General features: G+C 73.9%; 15 protein-coding genes. 13 read left to right on the forward strand and 2 right to left on the reverse strand.

Annotated features, from left to right (window positions below):
* Positions 1 to 99 precede the first annotated feature (99 nt).
* The 5 genes from J2S44_RS36250 (at position 100) to J2S44_RS36270 (ending at position 5,028) form a co-directional block, all read left to right on the forward strand.
* A complete protein-coding gene (locus tag J2S44_RS36250; protein WP_310423724.1) occupies positions 100 to 849 on the forward strand; it encodes a D-Ala-D-Ala carboxypeptidase family metallohydrolase in 750 nt (249 codons plus the stop codon).
* Positions 850 to 913: 64 nt separating this feature from the next.
* Positions 914 to 1,876 (forward strand): penicillin-insensitive murein endopeptidase, encoded by a 963-nt coding sequence (locus J2S44_RS36255; RefSeq protein WP_310423727.1) that lies wholly within the window; start codon positions 914 to 916, stop codon positions 1,874 to 1,876.
* Positions 1,877 to 2,029: 153 nt separating this feature from the next.
* The gene (locus J2S44_RS36260; protein ID WP_310423730.1) at positions 2,030 to 2,956 is read left to right on the forward strand and encodes an ABC transporter ATP-binding protein; all 927 of its coding nucleotides are present in this window, start codon (positions 2,030 to 2,032) and stop codon (positions 2,954 to 2,956) included.
* On the forward strand, positions 2,934 to 3,722 hold the full coding sequence (locus J2S44_RS36265) for an efflux permease Rv1217c-related protein (RefSeq protein ID WP_310423733.1): 789 nt from the start codon (positions 2,934 to 2,936) through the stop codon (positions 3,720 to 3,722). Before J2S44_RS36260 ends, J2S44_RS36265 begins: the two co-directional genes overlap by 23 nt.
* Complete coding sequence (locus tag J2S44_RS36270; RefSeq protein ID WP_310423736.1) at positions 3,715 to 5,028, forward strand: PucR family transcriptional regulator; 1,314 nt, start codon at positions 3,715 to 3,717, stop codon at positions 5,026 to 5,028. Before J2S44_RS36265 ends, J2S44_RS36270 begins: the two co-directional genes overlap by 8 nt.
* 13 nt (positions 5,029 to 5,041) lie before the next feature.
* Here J2S44_RS36270 and J2S44_RS36275 read toward each other — a convergent pair whose 3' ends face one another.
* On the reverse strand, positions 5,042 to 6,919 hold the full coding sequence (locus J2S44_RS36275; protein ID WP_310423738.1) for a potassium transporter Kup: 1,878 nt from the start codon (positions 6,917 to 6,919) through the stop codon (positions 5,042 to 5,044).
* Between the two features lie 251 nt (positions 6,920 to 7,170).
* Here J2S44_RS36275 and J2S44_RS36280 point away from each other — a divergent pair, with 251 nt between their 5' ends.
* Complete coding sequence (locus J2S44_RS36280) at positions 7,171 to 7,875, forward strand: NADPH-dependent F420 reductase (RefSeq protein ID WP_310423741.1); 705 nt, start codon at positions 7,171 to 7,173, stop codon at positions 7,873 to 7,875.
* Between the two features lie 70 nt (positions 7,876 to 7,945).
* Here the strand turns inward: J2S44_RS36280 and J2S44_RS36285 are convergent, their stop codons facing one another.
* A complete protein-coding gene (locus J2S44_RS36285) occupies positions 7,946 to 8,719 on the reverse strand; it encodes a siderophore-interacting protein (RefSeq protein ID WP_310423744.1) in 774 nt (257 codons plus the stop codon).
* A gap of 162 nt (positions 8,720 to 8,881) precedes the next feature.
* Here J2S44_RS36285 and J2S44_RS36290 point away from each other — a divergent pair, with 162 nt between their 5' ends.
* From J2S44_RS36290 to J2S44_RS36320, 7 genes are read left to right on the forward strand one after another with little or no spacing between them, the layout of a single operon-like run.
* Positions 8,882 to 9,838: a FecCD family ABC transporter permease gene (locus tag J2S44_RS36290; protein ID WP_374728046.1), complete on the forward strand. Its 957-nt coding sequence runs from the start codon at positions 8,882 to 8,884 to the stop codon at positions 9,836 to 9,838.
* Positions 9,835 to 10,881 carry a FecCD family ABC transporter permease gene (locus J2S44_RS36295; RefSeq protein WP_310423750.1) on the forward strand — a complete coding sequence of 349 codons (1,047 nt, stop codon included), beginning with the start codon at positions 9,835 to 9,837 and terminating at the stop codon, positions 10,879 to 10,881. Before J2S44_RS36290 ends, J2S44_RS36295 begins: the two co-directional genes overlap by 4 nt.
* Positions 10,874 to 11,716: an ABC transporter ATP-binding protein gene (locus tag J2S44_RS36300; protein WP_310423753.1), complete on the forward strand. Its 843-nt coding sequence runs from the start codon at positions 10,874 to 10,876 to the stop codon at positions 11,714 to 11,716. The genes J2S44_RS36295 and J2S44_RS36300 overlap by 8 nt, the downstream gene beginning before the upstream one ends.
* A 3-nt stretch (positions 11,717 to 11,719) precedes the next feature.
* The gene (locus tag J2S44_RS36305) at positions 11,720 to 12,676 is read left to right on the forward strand and encodes an ABC transporter substrate-binding protein (RefSeq protein ID WP_310423756.1); all 957 of its coding nucleotides are present in this window, start codon (positions 11,720 to 11,722) and stop codon (positions 12,674 to 12,676) included.
* Positions 12,676 to 14,385, forward strand: a complete 1,710-nt coding sequence (locus J2S44_RS36310) for an ABC transporter ATP-binding protein (protein ID WP_310423759.1) — start codon at positions 12,676 to 12,678, stop codon at positions 14,383 to 14,385. Before J2S44_RS36305 ends, J2S44_RS36310 begins: the two co-directional genes overlap by 1 nt.
* On the forward strand, positions 14,382 to 16,154 hold the full coding sequence (locus tag J2S44_RS36315) for an ABC transporter ATP-binding protein (RefSeq protein WP_310423762.1): 1,773 nt from the start codon (positions 14,382 to 14,384) through the stop codon (positions 16,152 to 16,154). The genes J2S44_RS36310 and J2S44_RS36315 overlap by 4 nt, the downstream gene beginning before the upstream one ends.
* Positions 16,151 to 16,891: a class I SAM-dependent methyltransferase gene (locus J2S44_RS36320; protein WP_310423765.1), complete on the forward strand. Its 741-nt coding sequence runs from the start codon at positions 16,151 to 16,153 to the stop codon at positions 16,889 to 16,891. Before J2S44_RS36315 ends, J2S44_RS36320 begins: the two co-directional genes overlap by 4 nt.
* Positions 16,892 to 17,187: the final 296 nt, after the last annotated feature.

Below are 17,187 nucleotides of genomic sequence, written 5' to 3' on the forward strand. Positions count from 1 at the left end.
CGCACGCGCGAATCCACATTGACGTCCGTCCCGTCCCTCGACACTGTGGTGGCACGCGGCCCGCACCGCGGGCCGCCGGAGCCACGGGGAGTGATCCGGATGACGAGACAGAAAGTGTTCCGCCTGTTCATGGCGCTGTTCATGATGGTCTCCGCGACCGCCACGGTGAACGTGGTGCTGGCCGGGCCGGCCCAGGCCGACGGGTGCTACACCTGGAACCGCACGCTGCGCGAGGGCATGAGCGGCGACGACGTCACGCAGCTGCAGATACGCGTCGCCGGCTGGGTGGACTCCGGCGAGGTGCTGTCCGTCGACGGCAACTTCGGCCCGCGGACCGCGGCGGCGGTCCGCAAGTTCCAGTCCGCCTACGGCCTGGGCGCGGACGGGGTCGCCGGCCCGCAGACCGTCAACCAGATCTACGCGCTCCAGGACGACGACTGCAGCCCGATCCACTTCACGTTCGCCGAGGTCACCCAGTCGTCGACGTGCGGCAGCCAGGCCAGCCTGCAGGGCGGCGCCGTCTCCGCCGCGCAGGTGCGGGTGAACCTGATCAAGTCCATGTGGCGGGCCGAGGCGCTGCGCCGGCAGCTCGGCGACACACCGCTCACCGTCACGTCCGGGTTCCGCAGCGTGGAGTGCAACCAGCGGGTGGGCGGCGCCACCGGCAGTCGGCACACGTACGGTGACGCGCTCGACTTCACCGGCACGCCGAGCCTGTGCACGATCGCGCGGCAGGCCCGCACCGCCGGCTTCGCCGAGATCATCGGCCCGGGTGCCGCCGGCCACGACGACCACACCCACCTGGCCGCGAAGCCGACCCGCAGCTGGTCCGCGCCGAACTGCTTCTGATCCCGCACCACCGAGACGACCGGGACCCCGCGGACCGCGGGGCCCCGGCGAGGAGGTCATCCACGTGCAGTTCCGGATATCGGCACGCTCCGTGCGGCGCCGGCTCGTCGCGGCGTCCGTCGCGTTCACCGTCGCGCTCGGCGGCGTCGTGCTCGCCACCCCCGCGCAGCGGGCCGACGCGTTCCCCGGCGCGTTCTTCCACACCCAGCGGCAGGGCAACCGCGGCGTCGACACCCAGGCCGTGCAGTACCTGTTGACGGCGCGCGGGCACGCGACCGACACCGACGGCGTCTTCGGCTCCGGCACCGTGTCGTCCGTGCGCGCGTTCCAGAGCGCGCGCGGGCTGGCCGTCGACGGCGTCGTCGGCCCGCAGACCTGGGGCGCGCTGGTCGTCACCGTCCGCCAGGGCGACGACGGCCCGGCCGTCCGCGCGGTGCAGGCGCTGCTGAACAAGAAGCGCCGGCTGTCGCTCACGGTCGACGGCGTCTTCGGTTCCGGCACCCACGCGGCCGTGGTGGCGTTCCAGAACCACGCCGGCATCACCGCCGACGGCATCGTCGGGCCGGCCACCTGGCAGAACCTGGTCTGGCACTACGCCTATCCGTCGCTGGCCGACATGTGCGACAAGGACCCGGACGGCAACGGCGCCGCGAACTGGGGCACCGGCGCCGCGATCGGCTCGCTGGAGGCGGCCGCCGCGTCGTTCGCGAGCACCGGCAACGGGCAACTGCCGCTGGGCGACGTCAGCTTCGAGCACGGCGGCGACATCCCCGGCCACAGCACCCACGAGGGCGGGCTGGACGTCGACGTGTGGCCGGTCCGCACCGACTCGGCACAGTGCACGGCCGGGCGGATCACCTGGCAGTCGTCCACCTACGACCGGGCGGCCACCCGCCTGCTGGTGCAGCGGATCCGGGCCACCGGGCGGATCGAGAGCATCTACTTCAACGACCCCACGCTGATCGGTGAGGGCCTGACCGTCGACTACCCGAACCACGACAACCACCTGCACATCAACTACCTCTGACGGGTACGCGACGCCGGGGCCCGGCCGTGCCGCCGGGCCCCCGCGTCGTACCCTCGTGGCCCGGGTCGTTGCCGTGTTCCGGCAATGCGCGGCGCGGGACTCGGCCGGGTTCGTGCCTGGAACACCGCGGCGCCGGCCCGCGAGGATGTGGGCATGACGACCGACATCGCGGTCCGCGCGGCGGGACTGACCAAGTTCTACGGCGGCAACCGTGGCATCGAGGACCTCGACCTGGAGGTCCGGGCCGGGGAGGTGATGGGCTTCCTCGGGCCGAACGGTGCCGGGAAGACCACCACCATCCGGCTGCTGCTGGACTTCCTGCGCCCGACCCGGGGGCACGCCACCGTGCTCGGGCTCGACCCGCGGCGGGACCGGGCCGCACTGTACCGCCGCGTCGGCTATCTCCCCGGCGAGCTGGCGTTCCCCGGGCGTGGGCGGGCCGATGAACTGCTCCGGTTCTTCGCCGGCGCCCGCGGCGGCGTCGCCTGGTCGCGGGTGACCGAGCTGGCCGACCGGCTGGAGCTGGACGTGTCCCGCCCGGTGCACGCGATGAGCAAGGGCAACAAGCAGAAGGTCGGCCTGGTGCAGGCGTTCATGCACCGGCCCGCGCTGCTCGTCCTCGACGAACCGACCAGCGGGCTCGACCCGCTGATGCAGCAGGAGTTCCTGGCGATGGTGCGCGACGCGCGCACCGACGGCCAGACCGTGCTGATGTCCTCGCACGTGCTCGCCGAGGTGCAGCACGTGGCGGACCGGGTCGCGATCGTGCGCGACGGGCGGCTCGCCGCGGTCGAGCGGGTCGAGTCGCTGGGGCGGCGCGCGGTCCGCACCGTGGAGATCCACTTTGCGGACCCGGTCGACGCGGCCGAGTTCCGCGGGCTGCCCGGCGTCACCGGCGTGACGGTGTCCGGCCCGGTCCTGACCTGCACGGTCGACGGCCGGCTCGACCCGCTGATCAAGGCCGCGGCCCGGCACGACGTCGTCGACCTGCTGTCGGCGGAGCCGGACCTCGAGGAGACGTTCCTGTCGTTCTACTACCACTCCGAAGGAGCCGGCGATGCTGCCCGCACTGGTGCGTAAGACCTGGCGGGACGACCGCCGCGCGCTGTTCGGCTGGGCCGCGGGCGTGACCGTGTTCACCGCGGTCTACTCCGGCTTCTACGCCAGCTTCCAGGGCACGGCCGAGTTCAAGCAGGAGGCGCTGCCCCGGGAGGTGCTCGAGTTCCTCGGCGTCGCCGACCTGCTCTCCCCGGCCGGATACCTGCAGGCCAGCGTGTTCAGCCTGCTCGGGCCGCTGCTGGTGATCATGTGCGCGGTCACGCTGACCGTGCGGACGATCGCCGGCCCGGAGGAGGACGGCGGCATGGAACTGCTGCTGGCCAACCCGGTCTCCCGGGTCGCGTTCGCCGGTCAGCGGCTGGCCGCGTCCGGTGCCGCCGCCACGCTGGTCGCGGCGCTGCCCGGACTGGTGCTGCTGGTCGTGGTGCCGGTGATCGGCATGGACATCCCGCTGTCCCACGTGGCCGCGGCCGGTGCCGGGCTGGTCGCGCTGGTGTGGTGCTTCACCGGGATCGCGTTCCTGGCCGGCGCGGTCACCGGCCGGCGCGGTCCGGTCCTGGCGGTCACCGGCGCGATCGCGGTCGCGACCTACATGGCGCACGCGCTGAGCGGCGTGGTCGACGGCATCGGCTGGATGCGGTGGCTGTCACCGTTCCACTACTTCATCGGCACCGACCCGCTGCACACCGGCTGGCACCCGGTCGAGCTGCTCGTGCTCGTCGCGGCCGGCGCGCTCACGGCCGCGGCCGGGGTGCTGCTGTTCGACCGCCGTGACGTCGGTGTCTGACGCCGGCGACCGGCGCACTCGTGCGCGGCGGCCCGCCCCCGGGCCGGAGCACACCGATGCGGCCGCCGCCGATGCGGCCGCCGGGCAGGGCGCTCGGCCCGTCGCCGCTGCGGCGGGGCGGGCGAGTTCCGGATCGCCGGCCGCCGAGTCGCGCCGCGATGGACACCCGGTTCCGGCGGAGCGGGCCGCGGCCGAGGGCGCGGACTGGCCGGCCGAGGGCGCGGACTGGCCGGCCGAGAGCACGGACTGGCTGGGCGAGGGCTGCGCGGGCCTGCTGGCGATGCCGGCCGGCGCGGAACGCGACCGCCGTGCCGCACTGCTCGGCGCGGACGCCGCCGACGCCGGGCTGCGGTTGCCGCGGCTCGTCGACGGCGTGCTCCGCGCCGCCACCGCACACTGGCAGGCGACCGCCGGCCCGATCGTCACCGGTGCCGTCCCGGCCGCCGGTGAGCACGCGCGTGCCGTCACGCTGCTGGACACGATGCGGGTGCTGGTCGCCGCGATCCTCGACGGATACGCGGACCGGACCCGTGCCGAACTCCACCGGTACGACCAGGACCGCACCGCGTTCGTCAACGACCTGCTCACCGGCCGCGCCGACCCGGGCGGGCTGGCCGAGCGGGCCGGCCGCTACGGCATCCGGCTGTCCGCGACGCACGTGGTGCTGATCGCCCGGTCGCCCGGCCTCGGCACGGACGTCGCGCACCGGATCGACGCCGCGCTCGCGGACCGGTTCGGCGAGGGCAACACGCTGACCACGCTGCGCGACGGCGACCTGGTCTGCATCAGCGCCGGCGGCCTGCGCGGCATCGCGGCCGAACTCGCCCACCAGCTGCTCGGCGCGCTCGGTGCCGGCCGCTGGCAGATCGCGGTCGGCCGCGCGCATCCCGGCCTGACCGGGCTGGCCCGGTCGCTCGACGAGGCCCGCGGCACGCTCGACCACGCGGCCGCGCTCGGCTTCACCGCGCCGGTGCTGCACGCCGCCGACCTGCTCGTGTTCCCGGTGCTGCTGCGCGACCGGGACGCGATCACCGACCTGGTCACCACGGTCCTCGGCCCGCTGGAGAGCGCGCGTGGCGGTGCCCGGCCGTACCTGGACACGCTCACCGTGCTCTTCGACAACCAGGGCAACCACGCGGCGACCGCCCGGCAGATGCACCTGTCCGTGCGCGCGGTCACCTACCGCCTGGATCGCATCCAGGCCATCACCGGCTACCACCCGGGCGAGCCCACCCAGCGCTTCACGTTGCATGCGGCCGTGCTCGGCGCCCGCCTGCTCGGCTGGCCGGCGCCCCCGCCGGGCTGACCGGCGCCGGGCCTCAGACCTCGATCCGGGAACCCATGATCACCGTACGGTGGCGGGGCAGGCCGAAGTACTCGGCCGCGTCCGCGGTGATGTGGGCGGTCGCGATGAACAGCCGTTTGCGCCACGCGGCCATGGTGGGCGCCGGACCGCGGACCAGCTCGATCTTCGACAGGAAGTACGACGCGTCGTCGGCCTCGATCCGGTCCGCCGTGAGCAGCCGCAGCACCGCGGGCACGTGCGGCTTCTCGAGGTAGCCGAAGCGTACGTTCACGTGCGTGATGCCGTTGCCGAGGTCGTCGGTCTCGATGCGGTCGGCGTCCGGCACCCGCGGCACCGGCAGCGTCTGGATGGACAGGATCACCACCTTCTCGTGCAGCACCCGGTTGTGTTCCACGTTCGCGCGCAACGCCAGCGGCGCGGTCTGCTTGCCGCGGTTGAGGAACACCGCGGTGCCGGGCACCCGGGCCGGCCGGCGCTCGTGGAGTTCCGCGACGAACTCGCGCAGCGGTCCCTCGGCCCGGTCGCGTTCCGCGGTGACGATCTGCCGGCCGCGCTGCCAGGTGGTCATGACCGTGAACGCGATCAGCCCGATGATCAGCGGCAGCCACGCACCGTGCACCAGCTTGGTCAGGTTCGCGCCGACGAACAGCAGGTCGACCGAGACCAGCAGGGTGGCGCCGGCCGCGGCGAGCCAGGCCGGCACGCCCCACCGGGTGTGCGCGAGGTAGAAGAACAGCAGCGTGGTGATGGTGATCGTAGCGATCACGGCCATCCCGAACGCGTACGCCAGCGCGGCCGAGCTGCGGAACGCGAACACCAGCGTCAGCACCGAGACCATCAGGACCCAATTGATCCACGGTACGTAGATCTGGCCCATCGTCGACTCCGACGTGTGCGCCACCCGCAGGCGCGGCAGGTAGCCGAGCTGCCCGGCCTGGTTCGCCACCGAGTACGCCCCGGTGATCACCGCCTGGGCCGCGATGACCGTGGCCGCGGTCGCCAGCAGCACCATCGGCAGCCGCCCCCAGCCCGGCACGAGCAGGAAGAACGGGCTGGTGAACGCGGCCGGGTCGGCGAGCAGCAGCGCACCCTGCCCGAGGTAGCTGAGCGTGCACGCGGGCAGCACCAGCCCGAGCCAGCCGTAGACGATCGCGCGCCGCCCGAAGTGCCCCATGTCCGCGTAGAGCGCCTCCGCGCCGGTGACCGCGAGCACGATCGCGGCCAGCGCGAAGAACGCGATGTGGAAATGCCCGGCCAGGAACCCGATCGCGTACGTGGGGGAGAGCGCCCGGAGGATCTCCGGCCGCTGCGCGACGCCGCCGAGCCCGCAGATGCCGATCGCCAGGAACCAGGTGATGGTGATCGGCCCGAACAGCCGCCCGACCGCGTTCGTGCCGAACCGCTGGACCGCGAACAGCACCACGATGATCACCGCGGTGATCGGGATGATCAGCTCCTCCAGCCCGGGCGAGACGACCTTCACCCCCTCGACCGCGGACAGCACCGAGATGGCCGGCGTGATCATGCTGTCCCCGAAGAACAGCGCGGCGCCGAACAGCCCCAGCACGGCCAGCGCGATCGCGGTCCGCCGCCCGCGCGCCGCCTCCCCGCGCCGCAACAGCGTGATCAGGGCCATGATGCCGCCCTCGCCGTCGTTGTCGATCCGCATCACCAGCGTGACGTAGGTCAGCGTGACGATCAGCATCACCGACCAGAAGATCGTCGACACCACGCCGAACAGGTTCTCCTCGGTCAGCGGCACCGGATGCGGGTCCGCCGGATTGAAGATGATCTGCAGCGTGTAGATCGGGCTCGTCCCGATGTCGCCGAACACCACCCCGAGCGCCCCCACCACCCCGGCCACGCTCAATTTGTCGCGCTTCGCCCCCATACGCCCGATCATTCCGTACGTTCCAGGCCGCAGGGACGTGAATACGCGTCCGGCGGCCTGCCCGGGCCGGCTCGTCGCGGTGCACCGGGTGTTGCGGCACGCGCGGGCGCTCCGGGTGTACGGCCCGGTGGCGCGGCGACGCGACGCGCCTCACTAATCGATCAGTACAAAACCTGTTACGGTAGCCTCCGACCGAACGGTACAAAAATGGGACCGCGGCGCAGCCGTGCCCCGCATCCTCCAGGAGCGACATGACCGTCACATTGACGACCATCGGTATTCTCGGTGCCGGCCAGGCCGGAAGCACCCTGGCCCGCGTGGCGATCGCGGCCGGCTACGACGTCGTGATCGCCAACTCGCGGTCACCCGAGACCCTGCGGGCTCTGGTCGACCGGCTGGGACCGCGGGCACGCGCCGCCTCCGCCGCTGACGCCGCGGAGGCCGCCGACTTCGCGGTCACCGCGTTCCCGTACCGGCCCGGCGACAGGCTGCCGGTCGAGGAACTCGCGGGCAAGGTCGTGCTCGACAACAACAACTACATGCCCTGGCGGGACGGGAGCTATCCGGAGGTCGACGCCGGTCTCAAGACGATCCACGAGTTGCGTCAGGAGCAACTGCCCACCTCGAAGGTGGTGAAGGCGTTCACGCACGTCCAGTTCCACGGGCGCTCTCCCGTCCGCGTTCCCGCGGATCTGCTGCCCGCCGTGGTCCGGCTGGCCAGACCGGCCGGCGCGCCCGACCGGACGGCACTGGTCGTCTCCAGCGACCATCCGGAGGCCGTTCGGCTCGTGACCCGCTTCTACGACGACCTCGGGTTCGACGCGGTCGACAACAGCCCGCTGAGCGAGTCGTGGCGCAGCGCCCCCGGCACGCCGATGTGGAACCACCACGTCGACGGACAGAGCCGTGAGCAACTCGTCCAGAACCTTCGGCGCGCCCGGCGCCCCGTGCGATGAACCCGGGAGGACGGCTCCTCCGGTCCGGTGCCGCGGCGGGGCGGCCGCGGTCGGCCGCCCCGCCGGAGGGTCAGGCGGAGGTGCGGCGCCAGTAGCCGCAGAAGTAGACGCGGTCCTTGGGTACGGACAGGTCGGTGCAGAGGTGGCGGCGGACCGTGGTGACCATGCCGGACTCGCCGGCGACGAAGGCGTACGGGCGGCCGGCCGGGAGCGTCAGGCCGCGCAGCGTGTCGATGACCACGGTGCTGGTGCCGGGCTCGTCGCCGTTGCGGTGCAGCCAGTGGATCGTCACGCCGGGCGGGGCGGCGATCGGGATCTCGCAGGGCGTGCCGCCGCACTCGACCAGCGCGAGGCCGGTCGCGTCGTGGGGGAGGGACTCGATGGCGGCCGCGATCGCGGGGAGCGCGGTCTCGTCGCCGACGAAGAGCTGCCAGTCGGTGTCCGCCGGCGGCGCGTACTCGGCGCCGTCGCTGAGCACGCCGATCCGGTCGCCGGGCGCGGCCGTGTGCGCCCAGGCGGAGGCCGGGCCGCCGTCGCCGTGCAGCACGAAGTCGATGTCGAGTTCCCGGCGGTCCGCGTCGAAGCGGCGGACCGTGTAGTTGCGCACCACCGGGCGGACCTCCTCGGGCATCGCCTTGAGCGCGGGCCACCAGCCGTCCGGCGAGTCCGGCAGCGTCAGCGGCACGTCCGGGGCCGGGGCCAGGAAGACGCGGACCAGGTGGTCGGGGCCGTCGTAGCCGAAGCCGTGCAGGTCCGGCCCGGTGACGGTGATCCTGGTCAGGTGCGGGGTCAGGCGGCGGTTGGCGACCACCTCCGCGGACAGCGCACGGCTCGTCACGGTCATGGCGAGGCTCCTCTGTGGGGGGTTCTTCCGACCCGGTTGAGGTTAGGTTAGCCTGTCCTGAGTTTTGATCTCACTACTGAGGGGCGGGAAGTGACAGCGGTCGGTACGACCCGGGTCCGTCCCGCGGCACTTCTGCTGCCCGGCCTGCTCGGCGCGCTCGGATTGCTCGCGCTGGTCAGCGCGCTGAGCGTCGCGGTCGGCGCGAAGTCGATCCCGCCGCAGGTGCTGGCCGACGCGCTGCTGCACTACCGCCCGGACGACGCCGACCACCTGGTGATCCACACGTTGCGGCTGCCGCGGACCGCGGTCGGGCTGCTGGTCGGCGCCGCGCTCGGCGTGGCCGGCGCGGTCATGCAGGGCCTGACCCGCAACGCGCTCGCCGACCCGGGCCTGCTCGGCATCAACGCGGGCGCGGCGCTGCTGCTGGTCATCGGGATCAGTGTCTTCGGCATCACCGGCCTGACCGGGTACGTGTGGTTCGGCTTCGCCGGCGCCGCGATCACCGCACTGATCGTCTACGGCATCGGCGCGCTCGGCCGGGACCGGGCCACGCCGGTCAAGCTCGCGCTCTCCGGCGCCGCGGTCAGCGCGGCGCTCGCCTCGGTCACCACCGCGATCGTGCTCACCGACTCGGACGCGTTCGACCGCATGCGGCTCTGGCAGGTCGGCTCGCTCGCCGGCCGGGACGCCGCGCTGGCCGGCCAGGCACTGCCGTTCCTGATCGTGGGCGCGATCGTCGCGATCCCGTGCGGGCGGCTGCTCAACGCGCTCGCGCTCGGCGACGACGTGGCACGCGCGCTCGGCCAGCGGATCGGCGCGGCGCGTGCGATCGGCGCGCTGTGCGTGGTGGTGCTGTGCGGGACCGCGACCGCGCTGGCCGGGCCGGTCGCGTTCGTCGGCCTGACCGTGCCGCACGTCGCGCGCATGCTGACCGGGCCGGACTACCGGTGGATCCTGCCCTACTCGGCCGTGCTCGCGCCCACGCTGCTGCTGGCCGCGGACGTGCTCGGCCGGGTCGTCGCGCGCCCGGGCGAGATCCAGGTCGGCATCGTCACCGCCGTGATCGGCGCGCCGGTCTTCGTCGCGCTCGTCCGCCGTCGCGACCTGGCGGAGCTATGACGACCGCACTGCGACAGACCAGAGCCGAGATCACCAGGGTACGGAGAAGCGGCTCCATCCGTACCGTGGTGGTGTCCTCGGTCCTGGCGGCCGTGGCCGCGGTTCTGTTCTGTCTCGCGCTGTCCACGGGCGCGTTCCAGATCCCGATCGCCGGCGTGCTCGACACGCTGCTGGGGCAGGGCACCCGGCGGGACACGTTCGTCATCATGGACGTGCGCCTGCCGCGCGTGCTGGTGGCGCTGCTCGCCGGGGCCGCGTTCGGGCTGTCCGGCGCGCTCTTCCAGAGCCTGGTGCACAATCCGCTGGCCAGCCCGGACGTCATCGGCGTCACGATGGGCGCCAGCGCCGCCGCGGTCACCTGCACGGTGGTCCTCGGCGTGGTCGGCGCCGCGGTCTCGGCCGGTGCCTTTGCCGGGGCACTGGCCACCGCGGCGCTGATCTACCTGCTGGCCTGGCGGCGCGGCGTCAGCGGTTACCGGCTCGTGCTGGTCGGCATCGGCGTCGGCGCGGTGCTCAGCAGCATCGTCTCCTACCTGATGTCGCGCGCGGACGTGACCAGCGCGCAGCAGGCCCTGGTGTGGCTCACCGGAAGCCTGAACGCCCGCTCCTACGAGCACGTCTGGCCGCTGCTGACCGGCGTCGCGGTGCTGCTGCCGGCCGCGCTGCTGCTGGCGCGCGGCCTGCGGGTGCTCGGCTTCGGCGACGAGACCGCCCGCGGGCTCGGCGCGCGGGTGGAGACGCTGCGACTGTCCATCCTGGTCACCGGCGTGGCGCTGGCCGCGTTCGCGACCGCGGCGGCCGGGCCGGTCCCGTTCGTGGCGTTCGTGGCCGGCCCGATCGCGCGCCGGCTGGTCGGCGAGCGCACGCTCGCACTGATCCCGGCCGCGCTGGTGGGCGCGGTCGTCATGGTCGCGTCCGACCTGGTCGCGCAGCGCCTGCTCGGCGACCGCGCACTGCCGGTCGGCGTGGTCACCGGCGCGGTCGGCGCGCCGTTCCTGCTCTGGCAGCTGGCCAGCGCGAACCGGGAGGGCCGGGGTGGCTGAAGGTCTGCACGCCCACGAGGTGACGCTCGGCTACGGCGACCGCGCGGTCGTCCGGCGGCTGTCCGTGCGCGTCCCGCCGGGGAAGATCACCGTCATCGTGGGCCCGAACGCGTGCGGCAAGTCCACGCTGCTGCGCGGCCTGGCCCGGCTGCTGAACCCGTCCCACGGACAGGTCGTGCTGGACGGCCGGGACGTGCACCGGATGTCCACCCGCGCGGTCGCGCTGCGCCTCGGGATCCTGCCGCAGCAGCCGGTCGCGCCGGACGGCATGCGCGTCGCCGACCTGGTCGGGCGCGGACGCTACCCGCACCACGGCTTCTTCGACCGGTGGAGCGACGCCGACGACGACGCGGTCGCGGCCGCGCTGCTGGCCACCGGCACGGCCGAGCTGGCCGGCCGCTCCGTCGACGAGCTCTCCGGCGGGCAGCGGCAGCGGGTCTGGATCGCGATGGCGCTCGCCCAGCGCACCGGCATCCTGCTGCTGGACGAGCCGACCACGTTCCTGGACGTGACCCACCAGATCGAGGTGCTCGACCTGCTCACCGACCTGAACCGCCGGGACGGCGTGACGCTCGTGCTGGTCCTGCACGACCTCAACCTCGCCGCACGGTACGCGCACCACCTGATCGTCATGAAGGGCGGCGACCTGGTCGCGGAGGGCGCACCGGCGGACGTGATCACCGAGAGCACGGTCGCCGAGGTCTTCGGCCTGGCCAACCGCGTCGTGCCCGACCCGGTCTCCGGCACACCGATGGTCGTGCCGATCGGCCGCTATCACGGCGGCCTGCCCCCGATAGAGACACCGCACGCGCCGTTGAGCGCGGAGAGAGGTTGAGCCATGATCAACAGGCGTCTTTTCCTGACCACCACCGTCGGGGTGGCCGGCGGCGCGCTGCTCGCGGCGTGCGGTGCGGGCGGCGAGGAGGAGCCCGCGGCCACCGCCTCCGCCACCGAGCGTGAGGTGCAGACCGACAAGGGCCCGGTGAAGGTGCCGGCCGCGCCCGCGAAGGTGGTCTGCGCCGACTACTACGGCGCGTTCGCGGTCGTCGACCTCGGGCTGATCCCGGTCGGCGTGGGCGGCGGCGGGTACGAGGGGACCGGCGCGTTCTACGGCGACAGGCTCAAGGCCGTGCCGGTCACCGGCGACTACACCGAGCCGGACGTGGAGAAGATCGCGGCGGCCGGCCCGGACCTGATCCTGCGCACCATCGACACGCCGGACGCGCTCTACCAGCAGCTGTCCGCGATCGCGCCGACCGTGGTCATCTCGTTCCAGCAGCTGTCCCTGCTCGACGTGGCGAACCGGCTCGGCGACGTTCTCGGCCGCACCACGGAGGCGCAGGCGCTGCTCACCCAGTACGAGCAGAAGACCGCGGCGGTCAAGACGAAGCACGCGGCGACGCTGGCGAAGTACACGTTCTCGTTCGTCCAGGTGGCCACGGAGACCGCGTTCTGGACGCTCGGCCCGGCCTGGACCGACACCACCGTGCTGCTCGCCTGCGGCGTCCAGCTCGCGGAGCCGTCCAAGTCGCAGACCGAGCAGACCCGGGAGTACTCGTTCGAGCAGATCAACATCCTGGAGCCGAGCGGCGCGCTGCTCATCCCGGCCGGTCCCGACGGCGTGACGGCCTCCCCGGATAATGCGGCCATGACCGATCTTGACCTGTGGAAGAACCTGTCCGCCGTGAAGGCCGGCCGGGTCTACCCGATCGTCTCCGGCGCCTCCTCGCTCGGCACCGCCGTCCAGCTCGCCGACCGGATGGACACGGTCCTCACCGAGCTCGCGGGCTCCTGATGGCGGCGGCCGGCGAGCTGTCCGCGGGCGCGGTCCAGCGGCGGATGCTGCGCCGCCAGCGCACCCGGATCGGCGTGAGCGTGGCGTTCCTGTGCTCCCATCAGGCGGCCGAGGCGCTCGTCCCGGTGATGATCGGCGTGGTCGTCGACCGGGCCGTCGCCACCTCCGACACCCGCGCGCTGCTGATCTCGCTCGCCGGCCTCGCCCTGCTCTTCACGGTGCTCACGTTCTCCTACTTCTTCGGCGCCCGGCTCGGCTACGCGGCCGTGGAGAACGAGTCGCACCACCACCGCGTCGAGATCGCCGGGCGGGCGCTCGACCCGCGCGGCCTGCGGTCCGGACTGCGCGACGGCGAACTGCTGTCGATCACCGCGTCCGACGCGGAGATCTCCTCGCTGGTCATCCGCGCGGTCGGCATCGCCGCGGCCGCGATCACCGCGCTGGTCGTCTCCGCCGTCGCGCTGCTCGTCGTGGACGTGCCGCTCGGGCTGGGCGTGCTGATCGGCGTACCGCTGGTGGTGTTCGCGCTGCAACGGCTCGCGCCGCTGCTCACCCGGCGCAGCGAGGCCCAGCAGGAGGCGCTGGCCGGCACCACCGCGCTCGCCGTCGACCTGGTCGCCGGCCTGCGCGTCCTGCGCGGCATCGGCGCCCAGGACCACGCGGCCCGCCGGTACGCCGTGACCAGCGCGCACGCGCTCGACGTCACGCTGCGCGCGGCCAACAGCAAGGGCCTGCACCTCGGCCTGACCACCGCGGTCAACGGCCTGTTCCTCGCGGCCGTGGCCGGCACGGCCGGCTGGCTCGCGCTGGCCGGCCGGCTCACGGTCGGCGAACTGATCGCGGTCGTCGGCCTCGCCCAGTTCATCGCGGAGCCGGTCGGCACGCTCGGCTGGTGCGTGCAGCTGTTCGCGACCGCGAAGGCGTCGGCCGGCCGGGTGGCGCGCGTGCTCGGCGCGGAACCGCTGGTCACGCCCGGTACCGCCGCGGCCGGTGCCCCCTCGGTCACCCGGCTCGCGCTGGACCGGGTCGGCTACGGCAGCCTCGACGAGGTGTCGGTGAACGTCGGCGCGGGAGAGATCGTCGGCGTGCTCGCCTACGACCCCCGGGACGCGGACGCGCTGGTCACGCTGCTGTCCGGGCGGGTGCCGCGGGACGACTACCGCGGCACGGTCCGGATCGACGGCGTCCCGGCGGACACGCTGCGGCTGGACGCGGCCCGCACCGCGCTGCTCGTCGAACAGCACGACGTGGCGCTCTTCGAGGGCACGCTGCGCACCAACCTGGCGCCGGCCGGCACCGTCGACGACGAACGGCTGCGCGACGCGCTCCGGGCCGCGGGCGCGGCGGACGTGATCGAGGCGCACCCGGACGGGCTCGACCGGGAGCTGACCGAACGCGGCGCGAACCTCTCCGGCGGCCAGCGGCAGCGCATCGGCCTGGCCCGCGCGCTCGCCGCCGCCCCGCCCGTGCTCGTCCTGCACGACCCCACCACCTCGGTCGACGCGGTCACCGAGGGCCTCGTCGCGGACGGGCTCACCGCCGCCCGCGGCGCCGCGCCGCTCGGCACGCTGGTCATCACGAGCAGCCCCGCGCTGCTGCGGGCCGCGCACCGGATCACGGTGCTGGACGGCGGCCGGGTGGTCGCCGAGGGCACCCACGACGCGCTGGCCGCGGCCGACGCCCGATACCGCGAGGCCGTTCTCCGATGAGCGACGCACTGAGCTCCACCCGGCACCTGCTGCCCACCGCCACCGCCCGGCAGACCTGGGCCGAACTGGCCGCCGAGTTCCGGCGCCTGCCCGGGCTCAGCGCCGCCGCGGTCGCGCTGCTCGTCGCCGCGTCCGCGGCCGGCTTGGTCGCGCCGTACGTGCTCGGCCGGCTCGTGGACGACGTCATCGCCGAGTCCGGCACCGACCGGGTCGTCACGTGGGCCGCCGTGATCGCGGCCGCCGCGGTCGTCGCCGGCGCGCTCACCGCGGCCGGTGCCGCGGTCGCGGCCCGGCTCGGCGAGACCGTCCTGGCCCGGCTCCGCGAACGCGTGCTGGACCGGGCGCTGCACCTGCCGTCCGCGACCCTGGAACGCGCCGGCACCGGGGACCTGGTCGCCCGCGCCGGGGACGACGTCGCCGTGGTCACCAACGCGATCACCGGCGTCGGCCCGCTGATGCTCGGCGCGCTGCTCACCATCGTGCTCACCGCGGGCGGCCTGTTCACGCTGGACTGGCGGCTCGGCCTGGCCGGGCTGGTCGCCGCGCCCGCCTACGCGCTGGCGATGCGCTGGTACCTGCCGAAGTCGACGCCGTACTACGCCCGGGAGCGGATCGTCACCGGCGAGCGCGCGCAGGCGATGGCCGGCGCGCTGCACGGCGCCGCCACGGTCCGCGCGTACGGCACCGAGGACGCGCACGTCGCCCGGATCGCGGACCGGTCCGCGGCCGCCCGCGACCTGTCGCTGACCGTGTTCGGGGTGTTCACCCGCTTCGGGCTGCGGATCAACCGGGCCGAGTTCATCGGCCTGAGCAGCGTGCTGGTCGTCGGGTTCCTGCTGGTCCGGGCGGACGCGATCACGGTCGGCGCGGCCACCGCGGCCGCGCTCTACTTCCACCGGCTGTTCAACCCGATCGGCCTGATCCTGATGGAGTTCGACGCGGTCATGCAGGCCCGGGCCAGCCTCGCCCGGCTGGTCGGCGTCGCGTCGCTGCCGGCCGTGGCCGTACCGTCGACGGAACTCGACGTGCTGGACCACGACGCCGCGCTCGCCGTCACCGTCCGGCAGCACCGCTACGAGGACGGCCCGGTCGTGCTCGCGGACGTCACGCTGCGCCTCGCGCCGGGCGAACGGGTCGCGCTGGTCGGGGCCAGCGGCGCCGGCAAGAGCACGCTGGCCGGCATCGCGGCCGGGATCATCCCGGCGTCCGACGGTGACGCGCGCCTGCGTGGCGTACCCCTGGCCGATCTCGGCGAGATCCGGGTCCGCAAGGAGATCGCGCTGGTCAGCCAGGAGGTGCACGTGTTCGCCGGCCCGCTCGCGGACGACCTGCGGCTGGCCCGGCCGGACGCGGACGACGCCGACATCGAGAAGGCGCTCGACCGGGTCGGCGCGACCGGCTGGCTGCGCACGCTCCCGGACGGCCTCGCCACGCACGTCGGCGAGGGCGGCCACCGGCTGACCGCGGCCCAGGCGCAGCAGCTCGCGCTGGCCCGGCTGATCCTGGCCGACCCGGCCGTCGCGGTGCTCGACGAGGCGACCGCGGAGGCCGGCAGCGCGGGCGCCCGCGACCTGGACCGCGCCGCGGCCGCGGCCACCGAGGGCCGCACCACACTGATCGTCGCGCACCGACTGGTCCAGGCCGCGGACGCGGACCGGATCATCGTGCTCGACCACGGCCGGATCGTCGAGCAGGGCACGCACGAGACCCTGCTCGCGGCCGGTGGACGGTACGCGCACCTGTGGCAGTCCTGGGGAGGACCACGATGAGCTCGGAAACCGCGGAACGCCGGTACGCGGACTTCTACCGCTACCAGGCGTCGAGCCCGACGCTGCGCCAGATCTACGTCGACGTGTACGGCGACGACTACCCGGACGAGCTGCAGCCGTTCGGCTTCGTCACCCGCACCGACCTGGCCCGCATCGCGGCGCTGACCGGCCCGCTCGACGGTGGCCTGCTCGTCGACGTCGGCTGCGGTCGCGGCGGCCCCGGCGTGTCCGTCGCGCTCGCCTCCGGCGCCCGCCTGCTCGGCCTGGACGTGGTTCCCGCCGCCGTCGAGGGCGCCCCCGCGCTCGCCGCCTCGCTCGGCCTGGCCACCGCCGAGTTCCGGCAGGGCAGCTTCACCGAGACCGGCGTACCGGCCGGCACCGCGACCGCGGTGATGAGCATCGACGCGCTCTGGATGGTGTGGAACAAACCGGCCGCGCTCACCGAGATCCACCGCATCCTCCGCCCCGGCGGCCGCTTCGTCTTCACCACCTGGGAACCGTCCTATCTGGACCACGCGAAGCTGTTGGCCAAGGCCGGTTTCCAGGTCTCCGTCCGGGAGGAGACGCCGGACTGGCTCGACCGCCAGGGCGCGGTCTACGCCCGCGTGCTCGCCTCCACCGAGGCGCTGGAGCGCGAGCTCGGCCCGGGCGCCGAGGTCATCTTCGCCGAGGCCCGCGACACCCCGGCCGTCCTCGGCGGCACCCCACGCGTGCTGCTCGCGGCCGACAGACCCTGACCGGCCGGAGACCCATTTCTCGATCGTCCCGCTCCCGGCGTGGTGCGGCCCGCATGCTCCCGCGGGCCAACCTCGCCGCCCGGGAAGCCTCCGCCGGCGCTCCGCTTCCCGGGCGGCTCCGGAGCCGGTGCCGCTCGGCGCCGGACAACAACCACGCAACCGGCGTCGCGCCGTGCGATCCGCGTCGCGCCGTGCGAGGCCTGGTGGCGTCGGAGCGACGAGCCCTTCGACGACGATTGACCCGGGGCACCCGGCGGCCCGGACGAGCGACGCGAGGCGCCCGAGGGCGTGGTCGG

This window comes from Catenuloplanes niger, from assembly GCF_031458255.1.
GTDB classification, from domain to species: Bacteria; Actinomycetota; Actinomycetes; order Mycobacteriales; family Micromonosporaceae; genus Catenuloplanes; species Catenuloplanes niger.

Excerpts from the sequence above, each read along its gene's own strand:
- J2S44_RS36250 (WP_310423724.1), top strand. The coding sequence starts at position 100 with ATGACGAGACAGAAAGTGTTCCGCCTGTTCATGGCGCTGTTCATGATG.
- J2S44_RS36260 (WP_310423730.1), top strand. The coding sequence starts at position 2,030 with ATGACGACCGACATCGCGGTCCGCGCGGCGGGACTGACCAAGTTCTAC.
- J2S44_RS36265 (WP_310423733.1), top strand. The coding sequence starts at position 2,934 with ATGCTGCCCGCACTGGTGCGTAAGACCTGGCGGGACGACCGCCGCGCG.
- J2S44_RS36275 (WP_310423738.1), bottom strand. The coding sequence starts at position 6,919 with ATGGGGGCGAAGCGCGACAAATTGAGCGTGGCCGGGGTGGTGGGGGCG.
- J2S44_RS36280 (WP_310423741.1), top strand. The coding sequence starts at position 7,171 with ATGACCGTCACATTGACGACCATCGGTATTCTCGGTGCCGGCCAGGCC.
- J2S44_RS36285 (WP_310423744.1), bottom strand. The coding sequence starts at position 8,719 with ATGACCGTGACGAGCCGTGCGCTGTCCGCGGAGGTGGTCGCCAACCGC.
- J2S44_RS36295 (WP_310423750.1), top strand. The coding sequence starts at position 9,835 with ATGACGACCGCACTGCGACAGACCAGAGCCGAGATCACCAGGGTACGG.
- J2S44_RS36305 (WP_310423756.1), top strand. The coding sequence starts at position 11,720 with ATGATCAACAGGCGTCTTTTCCTGACCACCACCGTCGGGGTGGCCGGC.
- J2S44_RS36310 (WP_310423759.1), top strand. The coding sequence starts at position 12,676 with ATGGCGGCGGCCGGCGAGCTGTCCGCGGGCGCGGTCCAGCGGCGGATG.
- J2S44_RS36315 (WP_310423762.1), top strand. The coding sequence starts at position 14,382 with ATGAGCGACGCACTGAGCTCCACCCGGCACCTGCTGCCCACCGCCACC.
- J2S44_RS36320 (WP_310423765.1), top strand. The coding sequence starts at position 16,151 with ATGAGCTCGGAAACCGCGGAACGCCGGTACGCGGACTTCTACCGCTAC.